The sequence below is a fragment of the Bacteroides sp. ET225 genome (genome assembly GCF_024733745.1).
GTDB classification, from domain to species: Bacteria; Bacteroidota; Bacteroidia; order Bacteroidales; family Bacteroidaceae; genus Phocaeicola; species Phocaeicola excrementipullorum.
This window is the reverse complement of sequence record NZ_JANRHN010000012.1, coordinates 46,295-62,482: the sequence shown is the minus strand read 5'-3', so window position 1 is coordinate 62,482 and position 16,188 is coordinate 46,295. Positions and strand designations below refer to the sequence as shown.

The 16,188-nt window shown below is 47.2% G+C and carries 12 protein-coding genes and 1 tRNA gene; 4 read left to right on the top strand and 9 right to left on the bottom strand.

The features are described 5' to 3' along the window. Positions 1-151: 151 nt before the first annotated feature. The 6 genes from recQ to NW212_RS07220 all read right to left on the bottom strand — a co-directional run bounded on the left by recQ (position 152) and on the right by NW212_RS07220 (position 7,687). Entirely contained in the window at positions 152-2,335 is a 2,184-nt protein-coding gene (gene recQ, locus NW212_RS07245; protein ID WP_258337975.1) for a DNA helicase RecQ, read from the bottom strand. A 134-nt stretch (positions 2,336-2,469) separates the two neighbouring features. Then, complete coding sequence (gene clpX / locus NW212_RS07240) at positions 2,470-3,717, bottom strand: ATP-dependent Clp protease ATP-binding subunit ClpX (RefSeq protein WP_258337974.1); 1,248 nt, start codon at positions 3,715-3,717, stop codon at positions 2,470-2,472. Positions 3,718-3,729: 12 nt separating this feature from the next. Beyond that, the gene (gene clpP / locus NW212_RS07235; RefSeq protein ID WP_258337996.1) at positions 3,730-4,422 is read right to left on the bottom strand and encodes an ATP-dependent Clp endopeptidase proteolytic subunit ClpP; all 693 of its coding nucleotides are present in this window, start codon (positions 4,420-4,422) and stop codon (positions 3,730-3,732) included. Between the two features lie 165 nt (positions 4,423-4,587). Continuing rightward, the gene (gene tig, locus NW212_RS07230; protein WP_258337973.1) at positions 4,588-5,934 is read right to left on the bottom strand and encodes a trigger factor; all 1,347 of its coding nucleotides are present in this window, start codon (positions 5,932-5,934) and stop codon (positions 4,588-4,590) included. 248 nt (positions 5,935-6,182) lie between these two features. After that, complete coding sequence (locus tag NW212_RS07225) at positions 6,183-6,947, bottom strand: ABC transporter ATP-binding protein (RefSeq protein ID WP_258337972.1); 765 nt, start codon at positions 6,945-6,947, stop codon at positions 6,183-6,185. After that, positions 6,944-7,687 (bottom strand): ABC transporter permease, encoded by a 744-nt coding sequence (locus NW212_RS07220; protein WP_258337971.1) that lies wholly within the window; start codon positions 7,685-7,687, stop codon positions 6,944-6,946. The genes NW212_RS07225 and NW212_RS07220 overlap by 4 nt, the downstream gene beginning before the upstream one ends. A 131-nt stretch (positions 7,688-7,818) precedes the next feature. Here NW212_RS07220 and lptB point away from each other — a divergent pair, with 131 nt between their 5' ends. Continuing rightward, complete coding sequence (lptB, locus tag NW212_RS07215) at positions 7,819-8,637, top strand: LPS export ABC transporter ATP-binding protein (RefSeq protein WP_258337970.1); 819 nt, start codon at positions 7,819-7,821, stop codon at positions 8,635-8,637. Positions 8,638-8,669: 32 nt separating this feature from the next. On the opposite strand, the gene NW212_RS07210 is transcribed toward lptB, so the two are convergent. After that, entirely contained in the window at positions 8,670-9,713 is a 1,044-nt protein-coding gene (locus NW212_RS07210; RefSeq protein ID WP_258337969.1) for a mannose-1-phosphate guanylyltransferase, read from the bottom strand. A gap of 170 nt (positions 9,714-9,883) precedes the next feature. Here NW212_RS07210 and NW212_RS07205 point away from each other — a divergent pair. Further along, positions 9,884-9,967: transfer RNA gene (locus tag NW212_RS07205), tRNA-Leu, on the top strand. Between the two features lie 121 nt (positions 9,968-10,088). Here NW212_RS07205 and NW212_RS07200 read toward each other — a convergent pair. Next, positions 10,089-10,931 carry a response regulator transcription factor gene (locus NW212_RS07200; protein WP_258337968.1) on the bottom strand — a complete coding sequence of 281 codons (843 nt, stop codon included), beginning with the start codon at positions 10,929-10,931 and terminating at the stop codon, positions 10,089-10,091. Positions 10,932-11,114: 183 nt separating this feature from the next. Between NW212_RS07200 and NW212_RS07195 the strand changes: the two genes are divergently transcribed. Further along, a complete protein-coding gene (locus tag NW212_RS07195) occupies positions 11,115-12,359 on the top strand; it encodes a multidrug effflux MFS transporter (RefSeq protein ID WP_258337967.1) in 1,245 nt (414 codons plus the stop codon). A 95-nt stretch (positions 12,360-12,454) separates the two neighbouring features. On the opposite strand, the gene pnp is transcribed toward NW212_RS07195, so the two are convergent. Beyond that, positions 12,455-14,650, bottom strand: coding sequence for a polyribonucleotide nucleotidyltransferase (gene pnp, locus NW212_RS07190; protein WP_258337966.1), 2,196 nt, complete (start codon positions 14,648-14,650; stop codon positions 12,455-12,457). Positions 14,651-15,023: 373 nt separating this feature from the next. On the opposite strand from pnp, the gene NW212_RS07185 reads away from it, so the two are divergent. Beyond that, on the top strand, positions 15,024-16,169 hold the full coding sequence (locus NW212_RS07185) for a TlpA disulfide reductase family protein (RefSeq protein WP_258337965.1): 1,146 nt from the start codon (positions 15,024-15,026) through the stop codon (positions 16,167-16,169). Positions 16,170-16,188 lie beyond the last annotated feature (19 nt).

The following is a 16,188-nucleotide window of genomic DNA, read 5'->3' as shown; positions in this document are numbered from 1 at the left end:
CTTTATGCGTTAAGATTTTATTGCGTGCAAATATACGGATTTTCTTCCAAACCAACAGACGACTTAACATCTTTTTTCAAAGAAAACGCGAAAAACAGCGGTTCATTCCCCTGTTTTCCGCGCCTGCACACATTTTCTTGTGTCTTTTTGGTCAATTTGCCATTTCAGAAATGAACTTGATGCGAACCAGACGGATTTCATCTTCCGTGTAGTCATCGCCCAATTCCTCCATCGCATCATCAATATTGTCGGTCGTAGATTCCTTGAAATAATCATAAATGTCCTGCATATGGTCTTCGTCCATGATTTCATTCAAGAAATAATCGATGTTGAGCTTGGTTCCCGAATAAACAATCGCTTCAATTTCATCAAGCAGTTCGCTGAACTCAATACCCTTAGCAACAGCAATATCGTCAAGCGCCACCTTACGGTCGATACTTTGAATGATTGAAACCTTCAGTTTCGACTTGTTGGCAACCGTACGCACGCGCAAATCTTCCGGTCGGTCGATTTCATTCTCCTCGCAGTGTTTCTTTATCAGGTCGCAGAACTCCTGTCCATAGCGTTTTGCCTTTCCGGCTCCAACTCCCGGGATATTCTGCAACTCCTCCAATGTAACAGGATAAATTGTAGCCATGGCCTCCAACGAAGGATCCTGGAAAATCACATAAGGAGGAACATCCAGTTTTTTCGACATCTTCTTGCGCAGATCTTTCAGCATAGCATACAGAACCGGATCAACGGCACACGAAGCTCCGCTCCTCATCGGAGTTTCTTCCGCTTCCTCTTCATCAAAATCCGTATCTTCCACAATCTTGAACGATTTCGGCTTCTTCAAGAACTTGTGTCCTTCGGAAGTAACCTTCAGCAGGCCATAGTTCTCTACATCTTTCTTCAAGTACCCGGCAATCAAAGCCTGACGGATTACAGCATTCCACAGCCTGTCCTCCTCGCCCATTCCGGCACCGAAAATCTCCAGATCCTCATGTTTATGGGCAAGCACTTCCGACGTTTCCTTACCCAACAATATATCAAGAATATACTCTTGTTTAAAATTCTCTTTTACAGCGATGATCGTTTCTATCACCGTACATAATGCATCCTGAGCCTCCACTTGTTTCTTAGGATTTAAACAGTTATCACAATTTCCACAATTGTCTTCGGTATATTCTTCTCCGAAATAATGCAACAATATCTTTCTGCGGCAAACGGACGACTCAGCATAAGCTGCCGTTTCCTGCAACAGCTGACGTCCGATTTCCTGCTCAGATACCGGCTTCCCTTGCATGAATTTCTCCAGCTTCTGCAAATCTTTATTCGAATAGAACGTGATGCACTGGCCTTCTCCCCCGTCGCGTCCGGCTCGTCCGGTTTCCTGATAATATCCTTCCAGGCTCTTAGGGACATCGTAATGAATCACGAAACGCACATCCGGCTTGTCAATCCCCATGCCAAACGCGATGGTAGCCACAATCACATCTATGTCTTCTTTCAAGAACGCATCTTGATTGGCATTCCGTGTGGCAGAATCCATCCCCGCATGATACGGGCGCGCCTTGATTCCGTTCGCCTGCAAAATCTCGGCCAGTTCCTCAACCTTTTTCCTGCTCAGACAGTAGATAATCCCCGATTTACCTTCGTTGTGTTTGATGAACTTCACGATATCAGCATCCACATTGTTCGTCTTGGCCCTCACTTCATAATACAAGTTCGGACGGTTAAACGACGATTTGAACTCAGCCGCCTCCATCATCCCCAAGTTCTTCTGGATATCCATCTTCACTTTCGGAGTAGCGGTTGCCGTAAGCGCAATGATCGGAGCCTTTCCGATTTCATCAATAATTGGACGTATACGCCGGTATTCCGGACGGAAATCATGCCCCCATTCAGAAATGCAGTGCGCCTCGTCTACAGCATAGAAAGAAATTTTCACTTGCCTCAAAAACTCAACGTTATCTTCTTTTGTCAGCGATTCAGGAGCCACATAAAGCAGCTTGGTCTTGCCGGCAAGAATATCCGACTTCACCTGTTCAATCGCAGACTTTGTCAGTGAAGAATTGATGAAATGCGCCACGCCATCTTCTTCGCTGAAGTTGCGCATCGCATCCACCTGATTCTTCATCAAGGCAATTAGCGGAGAAATAACAATCGCAGTACCTTCCATCAGCAGGGAGGGAAGCTGGTAGCAGAGGGACTTGCCTCCGCCCGTAGGCATCAATACAAAAGTATCTTTCCCGGATAACAAATTCCGGATAATCGCTTCCTGATTACCTTTGAAGGTATCAAAGCCAAAATATTTCTTCAGTTGCTCTGTCAAATTGATATTTTCCGTCATTGTCCTCAGATTTAATGTATAATTTCCGTTGAAATTTTCTGTCTATAAAGTTATAAACAACTTTTCATATCATGCAAGAATTTCGGCGAATATTTTTCTCCAAAGACTTCTCTTCACAAAAAACACTCACTTTTTCACGCCACCTGCAACCTTGACAGATTCGCTTTCCCCATCTGTTCTTTTGCATAGTCAAGCGTCACCACCAGACGGTCGGTCTTCTGAGATGGAATCTCGAACATCGTATCCATCATGATGGTTTCTACTATCGAACGCAGTCCCCGGGCACCCAGCTTGTATTCCATAGCCTTGTCAACGATATACTCGAACACTTCAGGCTCAAACTCCAGCTTGACCCCATCCATCTCGAACAGTTTGACATACTGCTTGATGATGGAGTTTTTAGGCTCGGTCAGAATACTTCGCAAAGCCTTGCGGTCCAAAGGATTCAGATAAGTAAGCACCGGCAAGCGGCCGATAATTTCGGGAATAAGCCCGAACGACTTCAGATCTTGCGGCGCAATATACTGCATCAAGTTGCTCCTGTCTATCTTAACCTGCTCCTTTGCGGCATTATAGCCTACGACATTCGTATTCAGGCGCTGGGCGATTTTCCGTTCGATTCCGTCAAAAGCTCCGCCGCAAATAAACAGAATGTTTTTCGTATTCACCGGAATCATCTTCTGATCGGGATGTTTGCGTCCGCCTTGAGGGGGGACATTGACCACAGACCCTTCGAGCAGTTTCAACAAGCCCTGCTGAACGCCTTCCCCGCTCACATCGCGAGTGATGGAAGGATTATCTCCCTTACGCGCTATCTTGTCGATTTCATCAATGAACACGATGCCCCGCTCGGCTTCGGCAACGTTATAGTCTGCCACCTGAAGCAAACGAGTAAGGATGCTTTCGATATCTTCTCCGACATAACCCGCTTCGGTGAGCACAGTGGCATCAACAATGGTAAACGGCACATGAAGCAACTTCGCTATCGTACGGGCAAGCAAAGTCTTCCCCGTACCGGTGCTTCCCACCATAATGATGTTCGACTTCTCTATCTCCACATCCGCCTCATCTTTCGGCTGAAGCAGACGCTTGTAATGATTGTAGACAGCAACCGACAGATAACGCTTTGCATCATCCTGTCCAATGACATACTGGTCAAGAAAATCCTTTATATCTTTCGGTTTCGGCAGTTCGCTCATATCCAGTTCACCGGCAGGCTTGTTCTTCGCCTGAAGCGTTTCCTGAACAATCTCATGCGCCTGTTCCGCACAGCTGTCACAGATGCAGCCATTGATTCCCGTTATCAGAAATCCGACTTCGTTTTCCGTACGGCCGCAAAAATTGCATCTTCTTTTTGTTCTTGAACTTTTATTATCTTCCAATTTGTCTTGTTTTTATTTCGTTATATCTTGTTGTGCTGCTTCAGGTTTGCGCGAAAGCACCTCATCAATCATCCCGTAATCCTTCGCCTCCTGGGCCGTCATCCAATAGTCACGGTCGGAATCCGCCCAAACCTTGTCAAAAGGCGTATGCGAATGGTCGGCGATGATCGTATAAAGTTCCTTCTTCAGTTTCTGTATTTCACGGGCTGTAATCTCGATGTCTGAAGCCTGTCCCTGCGCTCCGCCCATCGGCTGGTGAATCATCACGCGCGAGTGCGTCAGAGCCGAACGCTTGCCTTCCTTTCCAGCCACCAACAATACAGCCGCCATAGAAGCCGCCATGCCTGTACAGATTGTAGCCACATCACTGCTGATAAACTGCATCGTGTCGTAGATGCCCAATCCCGCATACACAGATCCTCCCGGCGAATTGATGTAAATCGAGATATCTTTTCCTGAATCTACAGAATCCAGATAAAGCAGCTGTGCCTGAAGCGTGTTTGCCGTATAGTCGTCAATAGGCGTTCCGAGGAAGATGATACGGTCCATCATCAGCCGGGAGAACACATCCAGCTGAGTCACGTTCAACTGACGCTCTTCCAGAATATACGGGTTCAGATAGCCCGCCTGCGACTTGATCACATCGTCAAGCACCATGCTGTTCATGCCCAAATGCTTGGTAGCATATTTTCTAAAATCATCCATCATATCTTATAAAGATTAAAGTCACACAATGAAAAGGAGGCCTTCAATCCCCCTCTCTCCCGACTAACAAAAGTACAAAACACTTCCGTCTTGTGGAAGAAGTCCGATTAAAAGCCCCCTTTTTTAGCAAGTTTTAGCAATTTGCGTCCACCCGCATTTGCTTGTTTATTGAAACATCTGATTGAATTCCTCAGCCGAAACAGCTTTGTGATTCAATGCCACCTGTTCTTTCAGAACATTAGCCAGCTTCGTTTCAATCACACGATTTACAAGAGCCTCTACGCTTTCACGCTTCTTCAGCATTTCCTTAGAATAGTTTTCAAGCAGTTCATCAGGCACATTGATCATTCCATACTGAGCAAACTGAGCGCGGGTAGCCTCCTTCGCCATATCACTGATATCGCTCTGTTCAACCTTAATGCTGTTGGCAGCCACCAGCTTTTCTTTAATCAAATGCCATGTCAGCTCTTCGATGCTCTTGTCGTAGTTCTGAGAAACGAACTCTTCACCTTTGTCTTTGTTATTGTCAAGCATGATGCGCTTCATCAGTTCATCGGCAAATTCCAGTTTGCCAACCTTGTTCATCGCATAGTTGCGCACATCGATCAAGAACTTGTAATCGGCGTCGGCAGCAAACTGTCCGGCAATCACTTCCTTAATTTGAGCACGGAATTCTTCTTCCGTATGTGCCTTGCCTTCTCCCAGCACCTGATCAAACAGCTCCTGGTTCAGGTCGCCCGGAATCATACGCGTAATTTCTTCAATCTGGAAGCTGAAGTTACCTTTGTGATTTGCAACTTCTTCTTTCTTGACCTTCAGCAAGGAAGCCAGTTCGGCCTCATTGTTGTCGAAGGCAGCCGCAGGGTTGAACACCAGCACCGTATTCACTTTCACTCCGTTGAAGATAGCCTTCTGCTCATCGTTCTTCATGTAAGAAGGCATCATCACAGCGCCTTCTACCTGAACGCCGCCCTCTTTTGTATTGCCGTTCTCATCAAGTTCAGCCAACAGACCCTTCAGCAGGTCGTTATCCTGATACTCTTCCACTTTTTCATATTTGGCCGTACGCTGGGTGTACATCTTCACCTGCTGTTCAACCATTTCATCGGTTACATTGATATCATAATAATCGATGGTATCCTCTTTCGAAAGCGTCAGGTCAAATTCAGGAGCCAGAGCTATATCGAACGAGAATTCAAAGTTCTCGTCTGTCGCGAAGTTTACGTTGTTTTCCTTCGGCAGCGGAGTTCCCAGCATATTAACCTTGTTGTCACGGATATATTCGCCCACTTTTTCTTGCAGCAGCTTGTCAACTTCTTCAATCAATACAGAAGTTCCATACTGCTTTTTAATCAGTCCCATCGGAACCATACCTTTACGGAATCCGGGCATATTCACTCTCTGACGCAGAGTCTTCAGGGATTTGTCAACCTGAGCCTGATAATCAGCTTTTTCAATCTGAGCAGTAAGCACAGCACTTACTTTGTCAACATTTTGCAATGAAATATTCATTTCCGACTTATTTATTTAATTATTAGTTTCTTTTATTTTCTACAAAGTGGTTGCAAAAATAATGCTTAATCTGGCAATTACCAAAAAGTCAGGCAAAAAAAAGAAAAACGCACGCTTGCGCATATTTCCTCTGCCCTCTTCAAAAAACGGCCGCTCATCTGAAGAAAGATGAGCGCATGTCTTGCATAAAACGAACGCCCATCCGGAGAGGTTTTTCCGCCCTCCTTTTTCGCGTCGGAAGCATCCCGTCATTTGGCCTTGTTTTCTTCCTGCTTCACCTTCCGCAGCAGGTCGGAAGCAAAAATGAAATTGTTCAACCGCTCGTTGGTTGCATTAAACACGTCATCCTTCGTGCCTTCCCATTCTTTCCGGCCTTGATAGATGAACAGAATGCTGTCGCCTATCCCCATCACCGAATTCATGTCATGCGTATTGATAATGGTAGTCATATTATATTCAACCGTGATGCCATGGATCAAGTCGTCGATAACCAGCGAAGTCTTGGGGTCAAGCCCCGAATTTGGCTCATCGCAAAAAAGATACTTCGGCTGCAAGGCTATGGCACGGGCAATCGCCACACGCTTCTGCATGCCTCCGCTGATCTCTCCGGGATATTTATCCTGCGCATCTATCAGGTTCACACGGTCCAGACAAAACCGGGCACGCTTCACGCGGTCACGGTAAGTATCCGTTGAAAACATGTCAAGAGGGAACATCACATTTTCCAGCACAGACAACGAGTCGAACAAGGCTGCACTCTGAAAAATCATCCCCATTTCCCGGCGAAGCGCCTGCTTCTCTTTCTTTCCCATATGAATCAGATCCCGTCCGTCATAAAGCACCTCACCATTTTCAGGTGTAAGCAGACCGACAATGCATTTCATCAGCACTGTCTTTCCCGAACCGCTTTGACCGATTATCAGGTTAGTCTTTCCATCATCGAAAGAGAAATCGATGTCGTCAAGAACCGTACGTCCCTCAAACGACTTGCATATAGAATTCAGTTGTATCATCCCATTAACAATTGTGTAAGTATCAAATCAGAAAACAATATCAGCACACTGCTTGACACCACCGAGTCTGTGCTGGCCTTTCCCACCGCAATAGAGCCTCCTTCAACCGTGTAGCCGAAATAGGCCGACACACTGGCTATGATGAAAGCAAAGAAAAGTGATTTGATAAACCCGCACCAGATATACCATTCCACAAAGCAATATTGCAAACCGTACTGCAAGTCAGTCGCATTCATTATTCCGGCAAACCACGCCGTACAGAAGGCACCGATAATTCCGGCAAATATGCTGAATGTAACCAGCAGCGGGATAATGGTCATCAGGCCGAGTATCTTGGGAAGTATCAGGTAAGAGGCCGAATTGATCCCCATTATCTCCAGTGCGTCAATCTGCTGGGTAACGCGCATTGTCCCGATTTCGGAAGCAATGTTCGACCCCACCTTTCCCGCAAGGATCAAACACATGATAGAAGACGAAAACTCCAGCAGCAGAATTTCTCGCGTGGTATATCCCACCACGAATCGGGGCATCCACGGACTCTCGATATTCAGCTTGATCTGAATGCAGATTACCGCTCCGATAAAAAATGAGATCAGAAGGACAATGCCGATGGAATTGATTCCAAGCTGCACCATCTCATTGACATATTGCTTAAAATACATTCGGAAACGCTCCGGACGAGAAAAAACCCGGCTCATCAGCACAAGATATTTTCCAAAGTTCGTAATAGGCTTTACCATAAGCTTGAATAATATTTGGTACAAAAGTACGCTTTTTTAGCTATATTATAATAAAAGATAAGACGAAATTCTACCGAACGACCATATAACCCAATAATTTTACTACTTTTGCAGCACTCAACGATTCTATTATGGCAGAGCTAGAGAACCAATCACATACAGCCGAAGCATTCGAACTCCCGACTGACGGACGGATGATATTGCGCACAGAGAACTTAGTGAAGAAGTACGGCAAACGTACGGTAGTAAGCCACGTGTCGATCAATGTGAAGCAGGGAGAAATCGTAGGCCTGTTAGGCCCCAATGGGGCAGGAAAAACCACGTCTTTCTATATGACAACCGGACTTATTGTGCCAAACGAAGGGCACATTTATCTGAACGATCAGGACATCACATCCTATCCGGTATACAAGCGTGCCCAAATCGGTATCGGCTATTTGGCGCAGGAGGCTTCAGTGTTCCGCAAGATGAGTGTGGAAGACAATATAGCCTCCGTGCTGGAACTGACAAACAAAAGCCCGGAGTATCAGAAAGAAAAACTGGAAAGCTTGATCGCTGAATTCCGCCTACAGAAAGTAAGGAAGAATCTGGGCGACCAGCTTTCGGGAGGCGAACGCCGACGTACGGAAATTGCCCGCTGCCTGGCCATCGACCCTAAATTCATCATGCTTGACGAACCGTTTGCCGGAGTTGACCCGATTGCCGTAGAAGACATCCAGCACATTGTGTGGCGACTGAAAGACAAGAATATCGGTATCCTGATTACAGACCACAACGTACAGGAAACACTGAGCATCACCGACCGGGCCTACCTGCTGTTCGAAGGTAAAATCCTCTTCCAAGGCACGCCCGAAGAACTTGCCGAAAACAAGATTGTACGAGAGAAATACTTGAGCAACAGCTTTGTGCTGCGAAGGAAGGACTTTCAGGAAAAAGAAATCCGGGAATGACATTTCCCGGACTCTTTCTATCTCATCCATTGTCAGGAATATTTTTCTCCGAAACGCATTTCAACGTCGTTCACAAATTTACGGATAGCATTCTGGTCGTCTTTCCTGCAAATAAGAAGCACATTGTCTTTTTCAACCACCAGATACCCTTCAAGATCCTGAATCACTGCAAGCTTGTCCTTCGGCATCATTATCAGATTGTTCTTGCATCCGTAAAGCATCGTATTGCTGTCGATAACCACATTACGTTCTTCATCTTTCGGCAACAAATCGTGAAGAGCACCCCACGTGCCAATATCCGCCCAACCGAAATCACAAAGCTGCACATATACATTGTCTACCTTTTCCATAATACTCGTATCGAAAGAACTGTTGGGACATGAGCTGAAATCCGGACGGTCGCATTCCACACGCGGACATATATCCGAAAGCATTTCATGAAAAGCCTTCAATATCGTATCAATGTGCCAAATGAAAATCCCTGAGTTCCAAAAAAATTCGTTACCCTGCACAAACACCTCGGCAAACTCCCTTGCCGGCTTTTCGATGAATGTCTTGATTTTGCAAAAATCCCCCTCACGCTCTTCAGACACCTGAATGTATCCATATCCCGTTTCCGGATAAGTCGGCTTAATCCCCATCACGATCAATTTACCTGAATGTGACGCAAACTCCATACCTTTCAGCACTGCCTGCTTGAATTCCTCCTGCTTGAGCACCATATTATCCGACGGAGCCATTATCACCGTTGCGTCAGGATTCATCTTCTGAATGACATGTGATGCATATGCGATGGCCGGAGCCGTATTCCTATGCTCCTCCTCAATAATAAGCTGACTTTCCTTTACCTCGGGAAGCAGTTCAAGCACAATATCCTTATAATCCTTATAAGTTGAAATATAGATATTTTCCGGAAGAACAATCTGCCTATACCTTTCGTAGGTCTGCTGGATAAGGGTCTGTCCACTTCCGAAAAAGTCGAGAAACTGCTTGGGCAATGCTTTCCGGCTATACGGCCAGAACCTCCGCCCCGTTCCGCCAGCCATGATAACACAATAAAAATTATTATTACTCATGGTTAATAATATAATAGCGTTAAAGTTTACGCTAAGATAATCTTTTTTCCCCATAAATGCCCCTCAAAAGGATCCAAAATAGTGTTAGATAAGTTTTTTTGACCATTTTTCGGGAAAACTGTTGCAGGTTCGAAAAAAAGGCGTACCTTTGCGCCACAATTCAATGGAATGCCCAGATGGCGGAATCGGTAGACGCGCTGGTCTCAAACACCAGTGGAGTAACATCCATCCCGGTTCGACCCCGGGTCTGGGTACGAGCAAATCGGCTAAGTAATTAAACATCAACACTTGGCCGATTTCTTTTTTATTCCCAAATCATCTCCAGACATACCTAGACGCAAATAATTTAACTCTGTCCGCCGTAAAACAAAGGAACTACTTCAAACGAAATTCTTTGGGCGACATGCCCGTATTCTTTTTAAAGAATCGCGTCAGGTACGACTGGTCCGCGAAATGCAAACGCTCCGCTATTTCTGCAACCGACAGTTCAGGCTGGTTCAGCAGCACTTTAATTTCAGCCGTCAGCTGTTCGTCGATCAACTCTTTCGGCGACCTTCCATCCATATACTGCATCGTCACCTGATGCAGATAGCGCGGAGTTATGCACAACTTTTCGGCATAGAACGACACTTGATGCTCTTGCCGCCCATGCTCTCTGACCAGCTGCATGAATCTGTGGCAGATGACCTGCTTCCGGCTATACTGGTTCTTCAACGCCAGCTTTTCCTGAATGGTGTTGAACAGCCACATCAGCATTCCCTGCAAATAATCATGTTCCTGCTGCCGCCTGAACTGCGAGGTGCTGCCTGTAAACAGCATCTTTGCCATATCCATCCAAAGATTGATTTCTTTCCATGTCTTCTGGCTGCGTTCGTCCGCCGTATGCCGGTAGCAAGGATGCTCATGCGTATAATTAAAATAAGGTGTATCAATAGGCAGCACAGCTTTCAGAAAAACCTCTTGAGGAAACATCAGCAAACGGACGCGGAAATCGTCCGAAGCCTCAAGAAGCTGCAGCAACGTGCCCGTCAGAAAAATCAGTTCGGTCTGTCCGGCCAATTCATATTGCTGCACACCCGTTGACATGCGGGCATATCCCTGCACACAAATAATATAAATCCCACACTGAAAATGACAAGGCTTTAAACGAAGAAACTGCAGATCGGTTTCCTCGTAATGAATATTTAAGGTATCAGACGGAAAAAGTGTATTATCCATATCCTGCTATATTCCCCAAATGGATTTATTCTGTTTTTTCCCACAAATATAGCCAATAATCCGCTGCCCTGTATATATTTCCACCACATTGTTCCTAAAATGAAATGTTTTGTACAAATTCCGAAATATTCCATCCCATAGAAATGCCCTAATTTTGCAGGCGAATTAAAAAACGGCACGACAATGAAGAGCAGACAAAATTCAAGAACCTTCACCATAATCTTTTTAGGAATGCTGAGCGCATTCGGGCCTTTCGTAATGGACATGTACCTGCCTACCCTGCCTGCAATGACCGGCTATTTCAACACGTCATCATCAATGGTGCAATTGGGACTGACGGCCAGCATGATCGGACTGGCTGCAGGACAGCTTGTATTCGGTCCTGTCAGCGACAAATTCGGCAGGCGTTCCTCTCTGCTTGCCGCCATGATTCTCTTCCTGCTTTCTACCGCGGGCTGCATTCTTTCCGAAACCATCTTGCAGTTCGTTGCGCTTCGGCTTGTCCAAGGAATAGCCGGAGCCGGAGGCGTAGTTATATCCAGATCCATAGCAGCCGACAAATATGCAGGACACGAACTCGCAGCCATGCTGGCAATCATCGGGGCTATCAACGGAATAGCTACTGTAGCCGCCCCCATTGCCGGAGGCACTTTATCCGAAATCGGCGGATGGCATGGAATATTCTGCTTCCTGCTCTTTCTGGGAGTCATTCTGCTTGCCGGAAGCTTCCATTTCAACGAATCATTGTCTTCCGAACAACGCGCCTCCATGCGCTGGAGCAACGTATTCCGACGCTTCAGAACCGTGACGCACAACAGGCAATACCTCTGCTACATCCTGCAATACGGATTGACCATGGGGGTGCTCTTCGCCAACATTGCTTCTGCCCCGTTCATCATGCAGCAGCACTATGGGCTGAGTCCGATGGAATTCAGCCTTTGCTTCGGGGCCAATGCTATCGCAATGGTCATATCGTCTACCGTAGCTGTAAGGTTCCGCAACATGAAAGATGCGCTTGGATTCGGAAGTTCCGCCATGCTGCTTCTGTCAACTGTTTTATTCGTTGCACTCTACCTCGGATGCAACTTCTGGATATACGAAACGCTGGCTTTCTGCCTGCTGGCCATGGTAGGAATGACATTCACCGCCTCCAGTGCACTGGCAATGGACTGCGAACGGACAAACGCTGGGATAGCTTCGGCTCTGTTGGGCGCTATCGGATTTGCATTCGGCGGAATCGTTTCTCCTCTTGCGGGACTGGGCAACATACTGCATACTGCCGGCCTCCTGTTTCTGGCGGGTTCGCTCCTTTCCCACCTCTGCGCCAACTACGCGCTCGCCCGCCACAACTCAACACGCCGCATTACGGATGAGATCTTTTATATGCTCCGGCGCGCAAGTGCCTCCACACGCATTTTGCGCAAATAACGGCTATAAGATCAGACCGAGCATACAAAAAAGTCCTGCCCCCATTGAAGAGAGCAGGACTTTCTTTATGTGAATAAGCTTAAGCTAAGCTGCATTTATTCTTTCGGATTGTTGTGCGGACGACGTTCGCGCTTTCCGCGTCCTTCGCCTTTGCCGTTTCCGTTTTCCACACCTTCCGGTTTGGGAAGCAGAGCCTTGTGCGACAATTTGAATTTGCCAGTTTTCGGATCGATATCCATCAGCTTCACGTCGATTTCATCGCCTTCTTTCAGTCCGGTTTCTTCAATCGTTTCAAAACGCTTCCAGTCGATTTCAGAAATGTGGAGCAAGCCGTCTTTTCCAGGCAGGAACTCAACAAATGCTCCGTAAGGCATTACAGAGCGCACCTTGCCTTTATAGGTTTCGCCCACTTCGGGAACAGCAACAATATTCTTGATAAGGCGAATTGCGTCATCAATGCTCGTCTTGTTGTTTCCGGCGATTTCAATGCGTCCCACACCGTCGGTTTCTTCTATCGTAATGGTAGCTCCGGTTTCCTCCTGCATACCCTGAATAATCTTTCCGCCCGGGCCGATTACGGCTCCGATGAATTCTTTCGGAATGGTCATCGTTTCGATACGCGGAGCATGAGGCTTCAGTTCGGCGCGAGGTTCGGCGATGCAGTCGGTCAATTTGCCGAGAATGTATTCGCGTCCCTGCTTTGCCTGCAACAGTGCTTTTTCAAGAATGTCATACGTAAGTCCGTCGCATTTGATATCCATCTGTGTAGCGGTGATACCGTCGCGGGTACCTGTCACCTTAAAGTCCATATCTCCCAAGTGGTCTTCATCTCCCAAGATGTCTGAAAGCACCGCATACTTGTCTTCTCCGGCATTCTTGATCAATCCCATTGCAATACCTGATACCGGCTTCTTGATAGGCACACCGGCATCCATCAGGGCCAGTGTTCCGGCACATACGGTAGCCATAGAAGACGAACCGTTTGACTCGAGAATATCTGAAACCACACGCACACAGTACGGATAGTCTGCGGGAATCTGTCCTTTCAGCGCACGCCATGCCAGATGGCCGTGACCGATTTCGCGGCGGCCTACACCGCGCTGCGCTTTTGCCTCACCGGTTGAGAACGGCGGAAAGTTATAGTGCAGCAAGAAACGCTCCTTGTGCTGGTCAAGCACATCGTCAATGATCTTCTCGTCGAGCTTTGTTCCCAGCGTCACGGTACTCAACGACTGAGTTTCACCGCGGGTGAAGATTGACGAGCCGTGAGGACCGGGCAGCGGACTTACTTCGCACCATATCGGACGTATGTCAGTAGTGGCACGTCCGTCCAGACGTTTTCCTTCGTCAAGGATGCAACGGCGCATAGCCTCTTTTTCCACATCATGGTAGTAGCGGTCGATCATAGGGCCTTTTTCTTCCAGCTCTTCTTCTGTGAACTGAGCCTTGAATTCGTCGCAGATGGCAGCAAACGCATCTTCACGTTCGTGCTTGTTCTTGTTGCCTGACTCTGCTACGGCATATGCCTTTGCATAGCAGGCTTCATGAACGGCCTTGCGCAGATCTTCATCATTTTCTTCATGACAGTATTCGCGCTTCACCGTCTTGCCCGCTTCCTCCATCAGTTCCATCTGCGCCTTGCAGTGAATCTTGATTTCTTCGTGAGCGAACTTCATGGCTTCCAGCAGATCCTGTTCTGAAACTTCCTTCATTTCGCCTTCCACCATCATGATATTATCGTAAGTTGCTGCAACCATGATATCCATGTCGGCACGCTTCAACTCTTCAAAAGTAGGGTCGATAACGAATTTGCCGTCGATGCGGGCTACACGCACTTCTGAAATCGGGCCTCCGAACGGGATGTCGGATACGGCCAAAGCAGCAGAAGCGGCAAGTCCGGCCAGTGCGTCAGGCATGTCAACGCCGTCGGCAGAGAAAAGAATGATGTTCACGTATACTTCTGCGTGATAGTTGTCCGGGAACAGCGGGCGCAAGGCACGGTCCACCAGACGACAAGTAAGGATTTCGTAATCAGAAGCCTTTCCTTCACGTTTGGTAAAGCCACCCGGAAAACGTCCGAATGAGGAATATTTTTCTCTGTACTCTACCTGGAGAGGCATGAAATCTGTACCGGGAACTGCATCTTTTGCTGCACAAACAGTAGCCAGCAGCATGGTATTTCCCATGCGCAGCATAACAGCACCATCTGCCTGTTTTGCAAGCTTTCCCGTTTCGAGCGTGATGGTTCTTCCATCTCTCAACTCGATCGTCTTAACAATAGGATTGATCATAAAAAACTTTTTTATATTATTTCAAAAATCTGCGCAAAGATAGATATTTTATTGTATACCACCCTCGTTATCCGTGAAAACTTTTGCCGCCAACACGTTTTTTATATGTTCGTTTTCTGAAACCGGAATCACGTTTCCTCATTTTCTCCGCCACCGAAAGACCCTCAAAAAAAGACAGGCCATCTCTGCAAAGATGACGGGACAAACCGGGCAAGACGAGCGGCCGTTTTATTCAAAGCCACGAGCCGTTTCCCGGCGGCCCTTCCCTGCCCGGAAAAAGGTTTGCAGGCGCGTGAAATCGATTTGTGGCGGAAAAACTTTGTGAAGTCATGAAAAGAAGTAACTTTGCAGCAAAATTAAAAAAGAACTGTCAATGAAAAGAAGTGCTTATATGGTGGCAGCTTTGATAGCTGCCGTTCTGGCTGGCTGCAACCAGAATCCGTCTTTCCTCGTAGAAGGTGCGGTAACTGGCGCCGATGACAAAATGCTGTATTTTGAGCAGACCGGTCTGGAAGGTATTGTTGAACTCGACTCTGTCAAGCTCGGCAGCAAGGGAACTTTCAGCTTCAAAGGCAACCGCCCCGAATCTCCGGAATTCTATCGCCTGCGCATAGACAACCAGATTATCAATTTTTCGGTAGATTCCATTGAAACGGTAACGGTGAAGGCCGATTACAACGGCTTCTCCACAGACTATCAGATTGAAGGTTCGGAAAACAACCTGAAAATAAAGGAACTTGCTTTGCTGCAGTCCGGACTGCAGCAGGCTGTCAACAAATTAGGACAGTCGGGGCTGCCCGCCGGAATTGCTCAGGACAGCTTGATGCGGATGGTGAATGCCTATAAGGAAAAGGTGCGCCGGAACTATATTTTCGCGGCTCCCAACAAGTCATACGCCTACTTCGCATTGTTCCAGACGCTGAACGGCTACATGATTTTCGACCCGCTGACGAGCAAGGACGACGTGAAATGCTTTGCGGCCGTCGCTACCAGCCTGAACAACCTTTATCCCCATGCCGACCGTTCGCGCAACCTTTATAACATGGTAATTAAGGGGATGAAGAATACGCGCACGCCGGCGCAGGAACAAATAGCCCTGCCGGCCGACAAGATTCAGGAAACATCCATCATAGACGTTCCGCTGAAAGACATCAACGGCAAGCTTCATCACCTTACAGACCTGAAAGGAAAAGTCGTGCTCCTCGACTTCACGGCTTATGGCGCCGCCACCTCCGGCGTACGCAACCTTGCCTTGCGCGAACTCTACAACAAGTATGCGCCGCAGGGATTCGAAATTTACCAGGTTTCGTTTGACGTGGACGAGCATTTCTGGAAAACCGCGGCCGACAATCTGCCGTGGATTTGCGTCCGCGATCCGCAAGGTCCCTACTCATCGTATATCAACATATACGGTCTGACCAAACTTCCCGGAAGCTTCCTCATAAACCGTAATAACGAACTGAGCCTCCGGCTCCCGGAAAACGCCGATCTGGAAACGGAAATCAAGAAACTTCTTTAATATTCCATATATGTTGTAA

Bases quoted from the DNA above. Each gene is read 5' to 3' on its own strand.
- NW212_RS07195 (WP_258337967.1), top strand. From the start codon at position 11,115: ATGAAGAGCAGACAAAATTCAAGAACCTTCACCATAATCTTTTTAGGA.
- recQ (WP_258337975.1), bottom strand. From the start codon at position 2,335: ATGACGGAAAATATCAATTTGACAGAGCAACTGAAGAAATATTTTGGC.
- NW212_RS07210 (WP_258337969.1), bottom strand. From the start codon at position 9,713: ATGAGTAATAATAATTTTTATTGTGTTATCATGGCTGGCGGAACGGGG.
- NW212_RS07225 (WP_258337972.1), bottom strand. From the start codon at position 6,947: ATGATACAACTGAATTCTATATGCAAGTCGTTTGAGGGACGTACGGTT.
- NW212_RS07220 (WP_258337971.1), bottom strand. From the start codon at position 7,687: ATGGTAAAGCCTATTACGAACTTTGGAAAATATCTTGTGCTGATGAGC.
- NW212_RS07185 (WP_258337965.1), top strand. From the start codon at position 15,024: ATGAAAAGAAGTGCTTATATGGTGGCAGCTTTGATAGCTGCCGTTCTG.
- tig (WP_258337973.1), bottom strand. From the start codon at position 5,934: ATGAATATTTCATTGCAAAATGTTGACAAAGTAAGTGCTGTGCTTACT.
- pnp (WP_258337966.1), bottom strand. From the start codon at position 14,650: ATGATCAATCCTATTGTTAAGACGATCGAGTTGAGAGATGGAAGAACC.
- clpP (WP_258337996.1), bottom strand. From the start codon at position 4,422: ATGGATGATTTTAGAAAATATGCTACCAAGCATTTGGGCATGAACAGC.
- lptB (WP_258337970.1), top strand. From the start codon at position 7,819: ATGGCAGAGCTAGAGAACCAATCACATACAGCCGAAGCATTCGAACTC.
- NW212_RS07200 (WP_258337968.1), bottom strand. From the start codon at position 10,931: ATGGATAATACACTTTTTCCGTCTGATACCTTAAATATTCATTACGAG.